Origin of the sequence: Pseudomonas sp. 18175, from assembly GCF_050432925.1 — a bacterium.
Classification (GTDB): Bacteria; Pseudomonadota; Gammaproteobacteria; order Pseudomonadales; family Pseudomonadaceae; genus Aquipseudomonas.
Window position 1 is genome coordinate 209,753 of sequence record NZ_JBKFTO010000001.1, and the last position, 16,105, is coordinate 225,857.

The window sequence follows — 16,105 nt, forward strand, 5'->3', positions numbered from 1 at the left end:
GCGAGTGCTCAGGGCTTGACGCTGACCTTGGAGAAATCCTGGCGCCCGAACGGGCTCACCTGGTATCCCTCGACATTCTTGCGTGCCAGGGCAAAGGCCGTCGGGTGCGCCAGCGGCAACCACAGTGCCTGCTGCTGGATCTGCGCCTGGGCTTGTTGGTACAGCTTGCTGCGCACCCCTTGCTCGCTGGTGGTCTTGCCGGCGCTGATCAGCTTGTCCAGCGCAGGGTCGCAGTAGCGGGCGAAGTTGGTACCGGATTTCACCGCCGCGCAGGAAAACTGCGGGGTCAGGAAGTTGTCCGGGTCACCGTTGTCGCCGGCCCAGCCCATGAACAGCAGGTCGTGCTCGCCAGCCTTGGCGCGGCGGATCAATTCGCCCCACTCGATCACACGGATCTCGGCCTGGATGCCGATTTTGGCCAGGTCCGCCTGCAACAACTGTGCGCCCAGGTTTGGGTTGGGGTTCAGCAGGCTGCCGGTGGGGCGTGTCCAGATAGTGGTCTTGAAGCCGTCCTTGAGCCCGGCACGATCCAGCAAGGCCTTGGCTTTGTTCAGGTCCTGTGGATAACCCGGCAAGTCCTTGGCGTAGCTCCAGGTATTGGGCGGATAAGGGCCGTTGGCGGCTTCGGCGGTGCCTTCAAACACGGCCTTGAGGTAGCTGGCCTTGTCGAACGCCAGGTTGATCGCCTGGCGTACCTCGGGCTTGTCCAGCGGTGGATGCTGGCTGTTGATCGCCACGAAGGCGGTCATGAAGGCGGCGGTTTTCTCGACCTTGAGCGCCGCGTCTTTTTCGGCTTCGCCCACATCCAGAGGCTTGGGCGATAGGGCGATCTGGCATTCATTGCGGTGCAGTTTCTGCAGGCGCACGTTGGCGTCTGGCGTGATGGCGAAGATCAAGTTATCCACAGCCGGTTTGCCGCCGAAGTAGTCCGGGTTGGCCTTGTAGCGCACTACTGCGTCTTTCTGGAAACGCACGAAAACGAACGGCCCGGTGCCGATGGGTTGGCTGTTGAGCTTCTCGGGCGTACCGGCCTTGAGCAGTTTGTCCGCGTATTCCGCGGGGTAGATCGAGGCAAAGCCCATGCTCAGGGCGGCAAGGAAGGTGGAGTCGGCGTGATCCAGGGTGAAGCGCACGGTCAGCGGGTCGAGGGCGTCGATCTTCTTGACCAGCGTCGGCAGTTGCAGCGACTGGGCGTGGGGGAAGCCGCTCTGGGCGATCTTGTGCCATGGGTTGGCCGGGTCGAGCATGCGCTCGAAGCTGAAGCGTACGTCTTCGGCGGAAAGGGCGCGGCTTGGGGTGAAGTAGTCGGTGCGATGGAACTTCACATCCGGGTGCAGCTTGAAGGTGTAGGTCAGGCCGTCCGGCGAAACTTCCCAGCTGTCCGCCAGGCTCGGCACCAGCTTGCCGCTGGCTGCGTCGAACTCCACCAGGCGGTTCATCAGCACGTCGGCCGAGGCATTGGTGGTGGTCAGCGAGTTGTACTGCACCACATCGAACCCTTCGGGGCTGGCCTCGGTGCAGACGCTCAAGTTACTGGCGGCAGAGGCCAGCGGCGCGATAAAGAGTGGGGCGAGCAACAGCGGTAGGGCAGCGAGGCGCATGTTCGGTTTCCTTTGCAGATCGAAGGCCCATCTGCGAGTGCAGTCTGGAAAAGTCCTACCGTAGTGCTCAGATTGATAAATGACTAGCCCATTTTTGCCTGTGCTTTTGCCTCAAATGCTGTTTTCATGGCGCCTCAGCGCGTTCCGCTGTGCATTTTTTTGTGCGCGCGGGCGCTGTAAATCATTCTGTGCGACGAGTGGTCGGCTGTGACAGCGGCCCCTCCTGGCAACGGTTTAGGTGTGTTTTGCCTAGATTTACGCCGGTAAAAACACACGGGCTGTTGTTGCACTGGGGTCTTTCTGGTATAAAGCAGCGCTCTTTTCTAGGGGCCCGGTTCCTTCGCTTGTAGGTGTAGCCGGTAAGACCCTAAAGAAACGCGGCGCCTGGCGCCAAATGACTGAGAGATTAAGCGGCCAACCCATGCCGGGTTGGGCATGTGGTTTTAGAGGGCTGAGGCATGTCGAGAGTCTGTCAAGTTACCGGTAAGGGTCCGGTGACTGGGAATAACATTTCCCACGCAAATAACAAAACCCGTCGTCGTTTCCTGCCGAACCTGCAGCATCACCGCTTCTGGGTTGAAGAAGAGAAACGTTTTGTTCGCCTGCGTGTATCTGCCAAAGGCATGCGCATCATCGACAAGCGTGGCATCACTGTCGTGCTGGCCGAAATCCGTGCCGCTGGCAAGATCTAAGGAGCTCTATCATGCGTGAATTGATTCGAATGATCTCTAGCGCCGGTACTGGTCACTTCTACACTACCGACAAGAACAAGCGTACTACCCCGGACAAGCTCGAAAAGAAAATGTTCGACCCGCGCGTTCGCAAGCACGTGATCTACAAAGAAGGCAAAATCAAGTAATTGATTTTCTTCCTTGTGAAAAAAAGCCCGTCTCTCACGAGTCGGGCTTTTTTTTGCCTGTGATTTGCTGATCAGGCCTTCTGTTCAAACACCACGTAGATCTTGCGGCACGGCTCCAGCACTTCCCAGGTGCCACTGAAACCGGCAGGGATTACGAAGCGGTCGCCGGCGCGCAAGGTCTTGGCGTTACCTTCGGCATCTCGCAATACCGAAACACCCTGCACAATCTCGCAGTACTCGTGTTCGGTGTAGTTGACCTTCCACTGCCCGACTTCACCTTCCCACACGCCAGCACTCATTTGCCCACACGGACTGTTGTAGTGGTTGTAGATCGTTTGCTCAGGGTCGCCCTTGAGGATTTTTTCCGCGGCAGGGCGGTAGCGGTCGGGGGCGGTGTTGGCTTGGCTGAAGTCGACGATGTCCTGGATGCTCATGTGCGTGTCCCGTCTGGCCTGCGGTTGGAGAGCCCAAAGTCTATGTTTATTAAAATGAACATCGCAAGGGCGTTTGCCGGCGTTATGTCAAATATATTGAAACATCCCCAGCGGCTGGTTTAGGGTGGCTGCTGCCTTGAGCCGAACAGCAGGCTGGCCGGGCAAGCATTCTTTGAGGCTGCCGGGGGACATCACCTGGCCCTTGTATTCAATAAGAGGAGGACACTCGCATGACCACCCTGACCCGTGCCGACTGGGAACAACGCGCCAAGGATCTGAAGATCGAAGGCCGCGCCTACATCAACGGCGAATACACCGCCGCCGCGTCCGGCGACACGTTCGAATGCATCAGCCCGGTCGATGGCCGCCTGCTGGGCAAGGTTGCCAGTTGCGACGCCGCCGACGCCCAGCGCGCCGTGGAGAACGCCCGCGATACCTTCAATTCCGGTGTCTGGTCGCGCTTGGCGCCAGCCAAACGCAAGTCCGCCATGATCCGTTTCGCCGCGCTGCTCAAGGCCAATGCCGAAGAGTTGGCGCTGCTCGAAACCCTGGACATGGGTAAGCCGATCAGCGACTCCCTCAATGTCGACGTGGCCGGTGCTGCCAACGCCCTGAGCTGGAGCGGAGAGGCCATCGACAAGATCTACGACGAAGTCGCCGCGACGCCTCACAATCAGCTGGGCCTTGTCACCCGTGAACCCGTCGGCGTTGTTGCGGCCATCGTGCCGTGGAACTTCCCGCTGATGATGGCCTGCTGGAAACTGGGGCCTGCGCTGTCCACCGGTAACTCGGTGATCCTCAAGCCGTCCGAAAAATCCCCGTTGACCGCCATCCGTATCGCTGCCCTGGCGGTTGAGGCCGGCATTCCAAAAGGCGTGTTCAACGTGCTGCCGGGCTACGGCCATACCGTGGGCAATGCACTGGCATTGCACATGGACGTCGACACTCTGGTGTTCACCGGTTCAACCAAGATCGCCAAGCAACTGTTGATCCGCTCCGGCGAGTCGAACATGAAGCGCGTTTGGCTGGAAGCCGGTGGCAAGAGCCCGAACATCGTGTTCGCCGATGCGCCAGACCTGCAAGCCGCTGCCGAATCCGCCGCCGGGGCGATCGCCTTCAACCAGGGCGAAGTTTGCACCGCCGGTTCGCGTCTATTGGTCGAGCGCTCGATCAAAGACAAATTCCTGCCACTGGTGATTGAGGCCCTCAAGGGCTGGAAACCAGGCAACCCGCTGGACCCGGCCACCAACGTCGGCGCACTGGTGGACACCCAGCAGATGAACACCGTGTTGTCCTACATCGAAGCTGGCCACGCAGATGGCGCCAAATTGGTCGCGGGCGGCAAGCGTACCCTGGAAGAAACCGGTGGCACTTACGTTGAGCCAACGATCTTCGATGGCGTGACCAACGCCATGAAGATTGCCCAGGAAGAGATCTTTGGCCCAGTCCTGTCGGTGATTGCCTTTGATAGCGCTGAGGAAGCCGTCAAGATTGCCAACGACACCATCTACGGCCTGGCCGCAGCGGTGTGGACGGCGGATATCTCCAAGGCCCACCTGACCGCCAAGGCCCTGCGTGCGGGCAGCGTGTGGGTTAATCAATACGATGGCGGCGATATGACTGCACCGTTCGGTGGCTTCAAACAGTCGGGTAATGGCCGCGACAAGTCGCTGCATGCGTTCGACAAGTACACCGAGCTGAAGGCGACCTGGATCAAGCTCTAAGCAACACTGCTGATCACCTGTAGGAGCGAGCTTGCTCGCGAAGAGCTTGAAGGTGCCGCGTTTATCCAAGATGAACGCGACATCATTAACGTTTTTCGCGAGCAAGCTCGCTCCTACAGTTCGTTTTGCAAACCCGAAAATAATCCACAGGAGCGCACACATGCGTTGGGCGACCTATTTCGCCGTATTGGCCTCGGTCCTCAGCGTCGGGCTGGCCCTGGGCGTGAGCATGCCGTTGGTGTCCCTGCGCCTGGAGGGCTGGGGTTATGGCAGTTTCGCCATTGGTGTGATGGCTGCGATGCCGGCCTTTGGCGTGCTGTTGGGCGCGAAGGTTTCCAGCCGTATGGCCGCATGGCTGGGCACAGCCAACCTGATGCGCCTGTGTCTGTGGGGCGGCGCAGTGTCCATTGGCTTGCTGGCAATTCTGCCGAGCTACCCGGTGTGGCTGGTGCTGCGGCTGATGATCGGGGTGATCCTGACCATCGTGTTTATCCTGGGTGAAAGCTGGATCAACCAGTTGGTGGTGGAGCAATGGCGTGGCCGCCTGGTGGCGCTGTATGGCTGCAGTTATGCCCTGAGCCAATTGTCTGGCCCTTTGTTGCTGGGGGTTATCGGCACTGACCATGATTACGGCTTCTGGGTCGGCGTTGGCCTGTTGGTGGTGGCGCCGGTCCTGTTGTTGGGGCGTTCCGGTGCGCCTACCGCCGATTCCTTTAGCGTGACGTTCGGCGATCTGTGGCGCTTCTGCCTGGGCCTGCCGGCGATTGCCTGGGCGGTGGCGTTGTTCGCCGCGTTTGAAGCGATGATTCTGACGTTGCTGCCGGTGTATTGCCTGCAACAGGGCTTCACCGCCGAGATCGCCCTGGCCATGGTCAGTACAGTGGTGGTTGGCGACGCGCTGTTGCAATTGCCCATCGGCGCGCTGGCCGACTACCTGCCGCGACGCACGTTGTTCCTGGGGTGTGCTGTGCTGTTGCTGGTGTCGAGCCTGGCAATTCCACTGGTATTGCATACGCCGCTGATCTGGCCGATTTGGGTGCTGTTTGGCGCCAGTGCGGGCGGGCTGTTCACGCTGTCGTTGATCCTTATTGGAGAACGTTACCGTGACGATGCGCTGGTGCGCGCCAATGCCCATGTGGCGCAACTGTGGGGGATTGGCTGCTTGATAGGGCCGTTGGTGGCTGGTGCAGGTAGTCAGTGGATCAGCGGGCATGCGTTGCCGTTTTTAATGGCGGCGGGTGCGTTGGGATTAGTGGTGTTATTGCTGCGCCAGGGTGCATTTGGGGCGACTCAACCTGCCTGATTTTGGAATGCGGTCGAGTGTGGGAGCGGGCTTGCTCGCGAATGCGGTGTATCAGCCAAGTAATCTGTCACTGATACACCGCATTCGCGAGCAAGCCCGCTCCCACAATTGGATCTGTGTTGTATTTAAAGCATGCGTTCCAGGCCTACGCTGGTGGCAAACCACGCATTGAACCTGCGCCACCAACTCCCCGGCTCGCGGTCCAAGGTGTGCAGATGCCCGTCATCCTCGGTCACCCACACCACCTGGCCATCCTGTAACTTCGCCTCGTAACTCAACGCCGGCGCCATGCCCTGCAGCGCCAGGTTGCGCACGTGTTCCGCCAGCTCCGGGCTGTCCACCAGCACGCCGACCTCCGTGTTCCACAGCACGGAACGCGGGTCGAAGTTGAACGAGCCGATAAACGACTTCTCGCGATCAAAAATCATCGCCTTGCTGTGCAGGCTCGAATCCGAACCCCGAAAGCTGCCGCGTCGAAACAGGTGAGGCCCGCTGCCACCGCCGCCATCGCCCGGCTGGCGGCGCAGTTCATAGAGTTTCACCCCATGCTCCAGCAATGCCTTGCGATACGGCGCGTAGCCACCGTGCACGGCCGGTACGTCGGTGGCTTCCAGTGAGTTGGTCAACAGGCTTACCGATACGCCCGCGTCGGCGCGACCGGTCAGGTACACCAACCCCGGTTCCCCGGGAACGAAGTACGCCGAGATCATCATCAGCTCGTGGTTGACGCCTTCGAGTTGCGGCGCCAGTTGGGTGGTGAGCAGCAGCCGCGGGTCCGGCTCGGCGGTGGCCAGCACCTTGCTGGGAGCATCCCACAGCGCCTGGTTCCAGGCCCAGATCAGCTCGCGGCGCCAGATGTCCATGCGCGGCTGGGTCTGGTAGGTGCGCAAGCGGTTGTACAACGCATGATTCTGCTGGCGCGATTCGGCCAGCGACGCTTGCAAGCGCTCGCGCACGGCGGACAGGTCGCCTTTGGAGGGGCTGATGGACACAAAGTCATCAATCGGCTTGCTCAGGGCGCTGTTCCAGTACTGGTCGAAACTGTGCCCGAGTTGCTCGGCCACCGGGCCCACGCTGAGCATGTCGATATCGGTGAAGTTCAGGTTGGGCTCGGCGTCGAAATACTCATCCCCCAGGTTGCGCCCTCCGACGATGGCCACGCTGTTGTCTGCCAGCCACAGCTTGTTGTGCATGCGCCGGTGTTGCAGCGACAGGTTGAACAAGCGGCCCATGGCTCGGGTAACGCCGGTGCTGCGGCCCAGGTGCAGCGGGTTGAACAGGCGGATTTCGATCTTGGGGTGGGCGGCGAGGGTGGCGATGAGCTGGTCGAGGCCGTCGCTGGTGGTGTCGTCCAGCAGGATACGTACTCGCACGCCACGGTCGGCAGCCTTGAGTAGTTCATCCACCAGCATGCGCGTGCTAATGCCGTCGTGGACGATGTAGTACTGCAAGTCGAGGCTGGTTTGGGCGTTGCGGATCAGCTCGGCACGGGCCATGAAAGCTTCGCTGCTGTTGGGCAGCAGGCGAAAGCCCGAGCGGCCCTGGTACGGCGCGGCCTGGGCCTGGATCGAACGGCCAAACGAGGACTGTGTGGCAGGTAGGGCGTCGCTGGGGATGCGCGGCGTACTCACCGTCGCGCAGCCGCCCAGGGTCAGGGCTCCCAACAGGAAAAACGGTAATAGCCGTTGCATCTTCAAGGGAGTCGCTTCCAGATCAGGGCGGTTGTCGGCATATGACGGTTATTTCCCGTGAAAGGTCAGTCCACCGTTTCAGCCAACAGTTTGATTGCGGCAGCGCCGACTTTGCGCACGGCCTCTTCAATCTGCGGGGATGGCTTGGCACCGTAGTTCATGCGCAGGCAGTTGCGGTACTTACCGGACGCCGAAAAGATACTTCCCACCGCCACCTGTACGCCTTGTTCGATCAAGATGCGGTTGAGCTTGAGCGTATCAAAACCTTCCGGCAGCTCGACCCACAGCATAAAGCTGCCCTGAGGCCGACTGGCGCGGGTGCCCGCCGGGAAATAGCGGCTGACCCAATCGAGCATCAAGTCGCGATTGCGCTGGTATTGGGTGCGCATCCGCCGCAAATGCGGCTCGAAGTGCCCGCCCTTGAGAAATTCGGCAATGGCGATCTGCGGCTGCGTGGCGGTGGAGCCGGTGCTGATGTATTTCATGTGCAGCACCCGTTCCAAATACCGACCGGGCGCAACCCAACCGATGCGCAGGCCAGGCGCCAGGGTTTTCGAGAACGAACTGCACAGCAGCACACGGCCGTCTTCGTCGAAGGACTTGATGGTGCGCGGGCGCGGGTAGCTGTAGGCCAACTCGCCATACACATCGTCTTCAATGACTGCCACGTCAAAGCGCTGGGCCAGGGTGAGCAGCGCCCGCTTGCGCGCCTCCGGCATGATGTAGCCCAGGGGGTTGTTGCAGTTGGGGGTCAGTTGGATGACCTTGATCGGCCATTGCTCCAGCGCCAGTTCCAAGGCCTCAAGGCTGATGCCGGTGATGGGGTCGGTGGGGATTTCCAGGGCCTTCATGCCCAGGCCCTTGAGGGTCTGCATGGCGCCATGAAAGCTGGGGGAGTCCACCGCGACGATATCGCCGGGCTCGCAAATGGCATGGATGCTGGCGGACAGCGCCTCGTGGCAGCCGGTGGTGATCACGATGTCGTCGGCGGTCAGTTGGCAGCCGGAATCCAATGACAGCCGGGCGATCTGTTCGCGCAGTTCCATACAGCCAAGGATGTTGTCGTAATACAGGCCGGGCAGGTCCTGGCGGCGGCTCACGCGGGCCAGGCTGCGCAGCAGGGGCTTGAGGGTGGGGGACAGCACATCCGGCATGCCACGGCCCATCTGTATGACGTCTTTGCGGGGCACCGCGCGGATCAATTCCAGCACTTGGTCCCACTGGGAAATTTCCACTGGGCGCTGTGCCGGGCGACCGACTTCCGGCAGGGCCGGCAACTCTCGACCGACGGGCACAAAGTAGCCGGATTTCGGCTTGGGCATCGCCAGGCCATTGTCTTCCAGCACGCGATAGGCCTGTTGCACGGTGCTCAGGCTGACCCCATGTTCGACACTCAAGGCCCTTACAGAGGGCAGCCGGTCACCAGGGCGATAGAAGCCTTGTTCGATGCGGGTGCCCAGTAATTCGGCGAGGTTGACGTATAGGGTCATGGCGGCCACTCCCGGAGGACCATTACAGATACACGGAAAATACAGGATTCAGCTGCCCGAAGGCAGTCTCTGTATGGATTTAATAAAAGTGGGTTGAATCTGTAATGGTTTTGCCCCGGCGCTCATTCTTGTCACTCAAGGCAACAAGCCAATGAGAGGCAGCAAAATGAACGGCATGAGCGATGTGCGGCTGGCGTTACACAGTCAGGAACTGGAAGCAGGGCAGGAGCGCGCCGTGTCGGCGCCGACCGAGAGCCGCTGGGGTCTGTTCTGGCAGCGCCGCCACACACGCAAGGCGTTGCTGGAGCTGACCCGCGAACAACTGAGGGATGTGGGCTTGACCGCCGAACAGGCGCGCCAGGAAGGCTTGAAGCCGTTCTGGCGCAGCTGACTCACACCAGCTCTTTGAGCCGGTGCCAGAGCATCCCCAGCGCCAGCAGCGGCGAGCGCAGATGTTTGCCGCCGGGGAAGGTGATGTGCGGCACCTGGGCAAACAGGTCGAAACGCCCCTGCTGCTGGCCGCTGATGGCTTCGGCCAGCAGCTTGCCCGCCAGGTGCGTGGCGTTGAGGCCGTGGCCTGCGTAGGCCTGGGCGTAATACACGTTGGGTTGGTCGGCCAAACGGCCAATCTGCGGCAGGCGGTTGGCGCCGATGCCGATCATGCCGCCCCACTGGTAGTCGATCTTCACGTCGGCCAGTTGTGGGAACACCTTGAGCATCTTTGGCCGCATATAGGCGCCGATATCCTGGGGATCACGTCCGGAGTAGTGGCAGGCCCCACCGAACAATAAACGTCGGTCAGCGGACAGTCGGAAGTAGTCCACGGTGACCCGCTGGTCACACACCGCCATGTTCTGCGGCAGCAGGTTGGCGGCTTGCGCCTCGCTCAGCGGCTCGGTGGCGATGATGTAACTGCCAGCGGGCAGCACCTTGCCGCCCAACTGCGGGTTGAGGCCGTTGAGGTAAGCGTTGCAGGCCAGCACCAGGGTTTTGGCGCGCACGGTACCTTGGGCGGTGTGCACCTTGACCTCAGGGCCGTAGTCGATGCGCGTCACTTCGGACTGTTCAAACAGCTTCACGCCCAACTGTTGCGCGGCAGCGGCTTCGCCGAGTGCCAGGTTGAGCGGGTGCAGGTGGCCGGAGCCCATGTCGATCATGCCGCCTACGTAGCGCTCGGAGCCGATCACGCTGCTCATCTCTTGCGCTTGCAGTAGGCGCACTTCATGGCGATAGCCAAGGCTGCGCAATTCTTCTGCGTCTTCGGCCAGGCCTTGCAGGTCGCGGGGTTTGTTGGCGAGGTCGCAATAGCCCCAGGTGAGGTCGCAGGGGATCTGGAAGCGTTCGACGCGCTCGCGCACGATCTCTACAGCCTCCAGGCCCATCAGCTTGAGCTGGCGCACGCCGTCAGTGCCGATCACATTGGCAAACTGGTCCAGGCCGTGGCCAACGCCGCGAATCAACTGGCCGCCGTTGCGCCCGCTGGCGCCCCAACCGATCTTGCGTGCTTCCAGCAGCACCACGTTGAAGCCGCGCTCAGCCAGCTCCAAAGCCGTATTGAGCCCCGAATACCCACCGCCAATCACGCACACATCGCACGCCACTTCGCCGGTCAATGCCGGGTAATCGGGCTGCGGCACGCTGCTGGCGGCGTAGTAGGAAGTGGTGTGCCGGGCGCTGGCAGTCATGGGGAGCATCCCTGTTTGGAAAATTTGACGCAGGATACAGCGGTCGGACGAAGCTGTCTCAGCGCCGGCTTTTGCGGCAGAATCCACGCCTATCCGCCGTTTGGTACCTGTTTCGATGAGTTGCAACAGCCAGAAAGTCAGTGCACTGCGTAGGCAGATTCCCTCGTTCGAGTGCGTTCCCGGCTGTCACGACTGCTGTGGGCCAGTGACCACCTCGCCCGAGGAAATGTCGCGCCTGCCGCGCAAGACCGCTGCCGAGCAGGATGCGGCCATGGATGAACTGAACTGCGTGCACCTGGGGCCCAACGGCTGCACCGTGTATGACGAGCGGCCGCTGATCTGCAGGCTGTTCGGCACCACCAAGACGCTGCCATGCCCGAATGGGCGCCGGCCTGTGGAACTGATTCATCCGCGGGTGGAGAAACAGATCCATGAGTACATGGCGAGTACGCGGCAGGTGCTGGTCTAGCAGGTGTACGCAGTTCAAATGTGGGAGCTGGTTTTTGTGGCGAGGGAGCTTGCTCCCGCTGGGCTGCGTAGCTGCCCCAAAAAGCTTGGGAGCGCTTCGCACTCCAGCGGGAGCAAGCTCCCTCGCCACAGCAAGCCCCCTCCCACATAGACCTCATTTCTCCAGTCAGTCCGGGATCGGCAGGTTCAGGCTCTCTTTCACCTCTTCCATCACGATATAGCTCTTGGACTCCCGCACATGGGGCAGTTTGAGCAAGATATCCCCCAGCAGTTTGCGGTACGAAGCCATCTCCGAAATCCGCGCCTTCACCAGGTAGTCGAAGTCACCCGACACCAGGTGGCACTCCAGCACATGGGGCAGTTTCAGCACCGCGCGGCGGAACTCTTCAAAGGTGTCGCCCGATTTGTAGTCCAGGCTGATCTCGACAAATACCAGCAAACTCCCCTTCAAATGCTGGGGATTGAGCCGTGCGTTGTAGCCCATGATGATCCCTTCGCGCTCCAACCGGCGTACACGTTCGGTGCACGGCGTGGTCGAAAGGCCGACCTTTTCCCCCAGCTCGGTGAACGAAATACGCCCGTCGGTTTGCAGGATGCGCAGGATGTTGCGGTCGATCTTGTCCAGCTCCCGCTTGGTCTGGGTGTTGGTACGCATAGGGGATACGCCTCTGTGAAAAGCTTTTTTGCCGAGAATTGTCGCCAAATATAGGCACTTATATAGTGAAATGCACTGGCAATAGTTTTTTACACTGCGCCCATCATTGCTCGAATAACACACGTCAGCGGCCAAGCCCGCGATGAGGATCTAAAAATGCGCGTTCTGGTCTTGGGTAGCGGCGTCATTGGGGTGACCAGTGCCTACTATTTGGCGCGGGCCGGTTTTGAAGTGGTCGTTGTCGACCGTCAGCCCGCCGCTGCCATGGAAACCAGCTTCGCCAACGCCGGCCAAGTGTCCCCAGGCTACGCCTCGCCATGGGCCGCGCCGGGCGTGCCGCTCAAGGCCATCAAGTGGTTGCTGCAACGCCACGCACCGCTGGCCATCAAGGCCACCGCTGATATCGATCAATACCTGTGGATGGCGCAGATGCTGCGCAACTGCACCGCCAGCCGTTATGCAGTGAACAAAGAGCGCATGGTGCGCCTGTCCGAATACAGCCGGGACTGCCTCGACGAACTGCGTGCCGAGACCGGCATTGCCTACGAAGGCCGCAGCCTGGGGACGACCCAACTGTTCCGCACCCAGGCCCAGCTTGATGGCGCCGCCAAGGACATCGCCGTACTGAAAGAGTCCGGCGTGCCCTTCGAGCTGCTCGACCGCGCCGGCATCGCCCGCGTTGAACCGGCCCTGGCCAGCGTCACCGATATCCTCGCTGGTGCGTTGCGCCTGCCGAACGACCAGACCGGCGACTGCCAGATGTTCACCACCCGCTTGGCCGATATGTGCAAGCAACTGGGTGTGGAATTCCGTTTTGAGCAAGACATCCAGCGCCTCGACTACGCAGGCGAGCGCATCAACGGCGTGTGGATCGACGGCAAGCTGGAAACCGCCGACCGCTACGTGCTGGCGCTCGGCAGCTATTCGCCAAAACTGCTCAAGCCGCTGGGGATCAAGGCGCCGGTGTACCCGCTCAAGGGTTATTCGCTGACCGTGCCGATCACCAACCCGGCGATGGCGCCGACCTCGACCATTCTCGACGAGACCTACAAGGTCGCGATCACCCGTTTCGACAACCGCATCCGTGTCGGTGGCATGGCTGAAATAGCCGGTTTTGACCTGTCCCTTAACCCGCGTCGGCGCGAAACCCTGGAGATGATCGTCAACGACCTTTATCCTCAGGGCGGCGATCTGGCCCAGGCTTCGTTCTGGACCGGTTTGCGCCCGACCACACCCGACGGCACGCCGATTGTCGGTGCCACGCCGTTCAAGAACCTGTTTCTGAATACCGGCCATGGCACCCTCGGTTGGACCATGGCCTGTGGCTCCGGCCGTTTGCTGGCCGACCTGATGGCGAAAAAGACCCCGCAGATCAGCGCCGCAGGCCTCGATATTTCCCGTTACGGCAACCACCAGGAGTCCGCCAAACATGTCAATCCAGCGCCAGCTCACCAATGAGCGCATGAGCCAGATCGTTGTCCACAGCGGTACCGTGTATCTGGCAGGGCAAGTCGGCGACGACATGAACGCCGGGATTGAACAGCAAACCCGTGAAACCCTGGCCAATATCGAACGTTTGCTGGACCTGGCCGGCACCGACAAGACCAAGTTGTTGTCGGTGACGATTTACCTCAAAGACATTGATGCCGATTTTGCCGGCATGAATGCGGTGTGGGACAAGTGGCTGCCCAAAGGCGTCGCGCCGGCCCGTGCCACGGTTGAAGCCAAGTTGTGCGAGCCGGAAATTCTGGTAGAGCTGTCTGTTGTAGCTGCACTGCCTTAAACACCGAGCCCGGTACCGCTACAGGTGCCGGTTTTTATATCACCCTGCCGCCTAGAAGCCTGCCGCCATGCGTCCTGCCCGTGCCCTGATCGACCTCCAAGCCCTGCGCCACAACTACCAATTGGCCCGTGAAGTCACGGGGGCCAAGGCCCTTGCCGTGGTCAAGGCCGATGCCTACGGCCATGGTGCCGTGCGCGTGGCCCAGGCGCTGGAAGCCGAAGCCGACGGGTGTGCCGTGGCCTGCATCGAAGAAGCATTGGAGCTGCGCGCCGCCGGTATTCGTGCGCCGGTGCTGTTGTTGGAAGGTTTTTTCGAAGCCAGTGAACTGCCGCTGATCAACGAGCATGACTTGTGGTGTGTGGTGCATTCGCTGTGGCAACTGGAGGCGATTGAGCAAGCCAAGCTGAGCAAGCCCCTGACTATCTGGCTCAAGCTCGACTCGGGCATGCACCGCGTTGGCCTGCACCCCAAGGATTACCACGAGGCCTACCAACGGCTACTGGCCAGCGGCAAGGTGGCCAAGATCGTACTGATGAGCCACTTCGCCCGCGCCGATGAACTCGATTGCGTGCGTAGCGATGAACAAGTGGCGGTATTCGAAGCGGCGCGCCAAGGCCTATCGGCCGAAGTGAGCCTGCGCAACTCGCCGTCGGTGATGGGCTGGCCGAATGTGGTCAGCGACTGGGTGCGCCCGGGCATCATGCTCTACGGCGCCACGCCGTTTGGCGAAGACCAGGCCGTGGCAGCGCGTTTGCAGCCGGTAATGACCCTGGAATCGAAAGTGATCTGCGTGCGTGAGCTGCCGGCCGGCGAGCCAGTGGGCTACGGCGCCAGGTTTATCACGCCCAAACCGATGCGCATCGGTGTGGTTGCCATGGGCTATGCCGATGGTTACCCACGTCACGCGCCAACTGGAACGCCGGTGCTGGTAGCCGGGCAGCGCAGCCAATTGCTCGGCCGCGTGTCCATGGACATGCTGTGCATCGACCTGACGGACGTGCCCCAGGCCGGTCTCGGTTCCACGGTGGAACTGTGGGGCAAAAACATCCTGGCCAGCGACATTGCTGTGGCTGCCGAAACCATCCCCTACCAGATCTTTTGCAACCTGCGCCGCGTGCCGAGGCTCTATTCCGGGGATTGATCTTCAGGTACGAACACTGCTGCCCGGGATTTAGGCCCAAGTGTTGTAAATACTGAACGCTGTCGCCATGATAACGCTCAATTACAACAAAGCCTGAATCCTAGGAGGCTCCTGCATTGGACGTCGGCGAACGACTGCAATCCATCCGTAAACTGAAGGGTCTTTCCCAGCGTGAGCTCGCCAAGCGCGCGGGTGTCACCAACAGCACCATTTCGATGATCGAAAAAAACAGCGTCAGCCCCTCGATCAGCTCCTTGCGCAAGGTGCTGGGTGGCATCCCCATGTCCATGGTCGAGTTCTTTTCCGAGGAGATCCTCCAGGAAATACCGACGCAGATCGTCTATAAAGCCAATGAGCTGATCGACATCTCTGACGGCGCCGTCACCATGAAACTGGTAGGTCGGGCGCACCCCAGTCGGGCGATTGCGTTTCTCAACGAAATCTACCCGCCAGGTGCCGACACCGGCGAAGAAATGCTCACCCACGAAGGCGAGGAAACCGGGATCCTGGTGGAAGGACGCCTGGAATTGGTGGTCGGTCTTGAAACTTTTGTGCTCGAAGCTGGCGATAGCTACTACTTTGAAAGCACCAAGCCCCATCGTTTTCGCAATCCGTTCGACGTGCCGGCGCGACTAATCAGCGCAGCCACACCCGCGAACTTTTAAAGAAGAGGCGCCCTGCCAGCGTTGCAGAGGCACCCGCAGCAGTAACCGTGCGGCCGAATCTCCCTTTATTTAATAGGGTTGTTTCGGCCCGGCGGGCTAACCGTTATACTTTCGCCGCCTGCGAAACCGTGGCCGCAGGCGTGAATAGCCACCATTGAGGGTGAACGCGTGAACCTAATTATGAAAATGCTGGCTGCACCAGCAACCGTACTGGCCCTATGGGCTGTCAGCGCTCAAGCTGCGACCAATGACGATATTGCCAAGCGCCTGGAGCCTGTGGGCCAGGTGTGTGTCCAGGGTCAGGAATGCAAGGGTATGGAAGTCGCGGTTGCCGCTGGCGGCGGCGGGGCGAAAACCCCGGATGACATCATCGCCAAGCACTGCAACGCCTGCCACGGTTCCGGCCTGTTGGGTGCCCCAAAAATCGGCGACACCGCCGCCTGGAAAGAACGCGCCGACCACCAGGGCGGCCTCGACGGCATCCTGGCCAAGGCGATTACGGGCATCAATGCCATGCCGCCTAAAGGCACCTGTGCTGATTGTTCGGATGACGACCTCAAGGGCGCCATCAAGAAGATGTCCGGGCTCTAATCAGCCGATCTTCGC

Annotated in this window: 17 protein-coding genes; 11 read left to right on the plus strand and 6 right to left on the minus strand. The window is 60.8% G+C overall.

Annotated elements, in window-relative coordinates; all coding sequences use genetic code 11:
* Positions 1 to 8 precede the first annotated feature (8 nt).
* The gene (locus ACLD1Y_RS00900; RefSeq protein ID WP_429474632.1) at positions 9 to 1,601 is read right to left on the minus strand and encodes an ABC transporter substrate-binding protein; all 1,593 of its coding nucleotides are present in this window, start codon (positions 1,599 to 1,601) and stop codon (positions 9 to 11) included.
* 458 nt (positions 1,602 to 2,059) lie between these two features.
* On the opposite strand from ACLD1Y_RS00900, the gene rpmB reads away from it, so the two are divergent.
* Positions 2,060 to 2,293 carry a 50S ribosomal protein L28 gene (rpmB, locus tag ACLD1Y_RS00905; protein WP_003176907.1) on the plus strand — a complete coding sequence of 78 codons (234 nt, stop codon included), beginning with the start codon at positions 2,060 to 2,062 and terminating at the stop codon, positions 2,291 to 2,293.
* An 11-nt stretch (positions 2,294 to 2,304) separates the two neighbouring features.
* Positions 2,305 to 2,460: a 50S ribosomal protein L33 gene (rpmG, locus tag ACLD1Y_RS00910; protein ID WP_003176906.1), complete on the plus strand. Its 156-nt coding sequence runs from the start codon at positions 2,305 to 2,307 to the stop codon at positions 2,458 to 2,460.
* A 71-nt stretch (positions 2,461 to 2,531) separates the two neighbouring features.
* Here the strand turns inward: rpmG and ACLD1Y_RS00915 are convergent, their stop codons facing one another.
* Positions 2,532 to 2,894, minus strand: a complete 363-nt coding sequence (locus ACLD1Y_RS00915) for a cupin domain-containing protein (RefSeq protein ID WP_065902480.1) — start codon at positions 2,892 to 2,894, stop codon at positions 2,532 to 2,534.
* A 230-nt stretch (positions 2,895 to 3,124) separates the two neighbouring features.
* Here ACLD1Y_RS00915 and ACLD1Y_RS00920 point away from each other — a divergent pair, with 230 nt between their 5' ends.
* Together ACLD1Y_RS00920 and ACLD1Y_RS00925 are read left to right on the plus strand one after the other, a co-directional pair.
* Complete coding sequence (locus tag ACLD1Y_RS00920; RefSeq protein ID WP_429474636.1) at positions 3,125 to 4,618, plus strand: aldehyde dehydrogenase; 1,494 nt, start codon at positions 3,125 to 3,127, stop codon at positions 4,616 to 4,618.
* A 160-nt stretch (positions 4,619 to 4,778) separates the two neighbouring features.
* A complete protein-coding gene (locus tag ACLD1Y_RS00925; RefSeq protein WP_429474638.1) occupies positions 4,779 to 5,921 on the plus strand; it encodes an MFS transporter in 1,143 nt (380 codons plus the stop codon).
* A gap of 125 nt (positions 5,922 to 6,046) precedes the next feature.
* Here the strand turns inward: ACLD1Y_RS00925 and ACLD1Y_RS00930 are convergent, their stop codons facing one another.
* Both ACLD1Y_RS00930 and ACLD1Y_RS00935 read right to left on the minus strand, forming a co-directional pair.
* Positions 6,047 to 7,612, minus strand: a complete 1,566-nt coding sequence (locus ACLD1Y_RS00930; protein ID WP_429475352.1) for a phospholipase D family protein — start codon at positions 7,610 to 7,612, stop codon at positions 6,047 to 6,049.
* 65 nt (positions 7,613 to 7,677) lie between these two features.
* Positions 7,678 to 9,102 (minus strand): PLP-dependent aminotransferase family protein, encoded by a 1,425-nt coding sequence (locus ACLD1Y_RS00935; RefSeq protein ID WP_429474641.1) that lies wholly within the window; start codon positions 9,100 to 9,102, stop codon positions 7,678 to 7,680.
* 166 nt (positions 9,103 to 9,268) lie between these two features.
* Here ACLD1Y_RS00935 and ACLD1Y_RS00940 point away from each other — a divergent pair, with 166 nt between their 5' ends.
* Positions 9,269 to 9,493 carry a DUF1127 domain-containing protein gene (locus ACLD1Y_RS00940; protein ID WP_429475354.1) on the plus strand — a complete coding sequence of 75 codons (225 nt, stop codon included), beginning with the start codon at positions 9,269 to 9,271 and terminating at the stop codon, positions 9,491 to 9,493.
* Position 9,494: 1 nt separating this feature from the next.
* On the opposite strand, the gene ACLD1Y_RS00945 is transcribed toward ACLD1Y_RS00940, so the two are convergent.
* A complete protein-coding gene (locus ACLD1Y_RS00945) occupies positions 9,495 to 10,787 on the minus strand; it encodes an NAD(P)/FAD-dependent oxidoreductase (protein WP_429474643.1) in 1,293 nt (430 codons plus the stop codon).
* 115 nt (positions 10,788 to 10,902) lie between these two features.
* On the opposite strand from ACLD1Y_RS00945, the gene ACLD1Y_RS00950 reads away from it, so the two are divergent.
* Complete coding sequence (locus ACLD1Y_RS00950) at positions 10,903 to 11,256, plus strand: YkgJ family cysteine cluster protein (RefSeq protein ID WP_124405656.1); 354 nt, start codon at positions 10,903 to 10,905, stop codon at positions 11,254 to 11,256.
* A 165-nt stretch (positions 11,257 to 11,421) separates the two neighbouring features.
* Here the strand turns inward: ACLD1Y_RS00950 and ACLD1Y_RS00955 are convergent, their stop codons facing one another.
* Positions 11,422 to 11,910 (minus strand): Lrp/AsnC ligand binding domain-containing protein, encoded by a 489-nt coding sequence (locus ACLD1Y_RS00955; RefSeq protein WP_003176896.1) that lies wholly within the window; start codon positions 11,908 to 11,910, stop codon positions 11,422 to 11,424.
* Between the two features lie 156 nt (positions 11,911 to 12,066).
* Here ACLD1Y_RS00955 and dadA point away from each other — a divergent pair, with 156 nt between their 5' ends.
* The 5 genes from dadA (at position 12,067) to ACLD1Y_RS00980 (ending at position 16,090) form a co-directional block, all read left to right on the plus strand.
* Complete coding sequence (gene dadA / locus ACLD1Y_RS00960) at positions 12,067 to 13,368, plus strand: D-amino acid dehydrogenase (RefSeq protein ID WP_429474646.1); 1,302 nt, start codon at positions 12,067 to 12,069, stop codon at positions 13,366 to 13,368.
* Positions 13,340 to 13,693, plus strand: a complete 354-nt coding sequence (locus tag ACLD1Y_RS00965; RefSeq protein ID WP_017135862.1) for a RidA family protein — start codon at positions 13,340 to 13,342, stop codon at positions 13,691 to 13,693. The genes dadA and ACLD1Y_RS00965 overlap by 29 nt, the downstream gene beginning before the upstream one ends.
* A gap of 67 nt (positions 13,694 to 13,760) precedes the next feature.
* Complete coding sequence (gene alr / locus ACLD1Y_RS00970) at positions 13,761 to 14,834, plus strand: alanine racemase (protein WP_429474648.1); 1,074 nt, start codon at positions 13,761 to 13,763, stop codon at positions 14,832 to 14,834.
* A 116-nt stretch (positions 14,835 to 14,950) separates the two neighbouring features.
* On the plus strand, positions 14,951 to 15,499 hold the full coding sequence (locus ACLD1Y_RS00975; RefSeq protein ID WP_003176893.1) for a cupin domain-containing protein: 549 nt from the start codon (positions 14,951 to 14,953) through the stop codon (positions 15,497 to 15,499).
* 180 nt (positions 15,500 to 15,679) lie between these two features.
* Positions 15,680 to 16,090, plus strand: a complete 411-nt coding sequence (locus ACLD1Y_RS00980; protein ID WP_019819811.1) for a c-type cytochrome — start codon at positions 15,680 to 15,682, stop codon at positions 16,088 to 16,090.
* Positions 16,091 to 16,105: the final 15 nt, after the last annotated feature.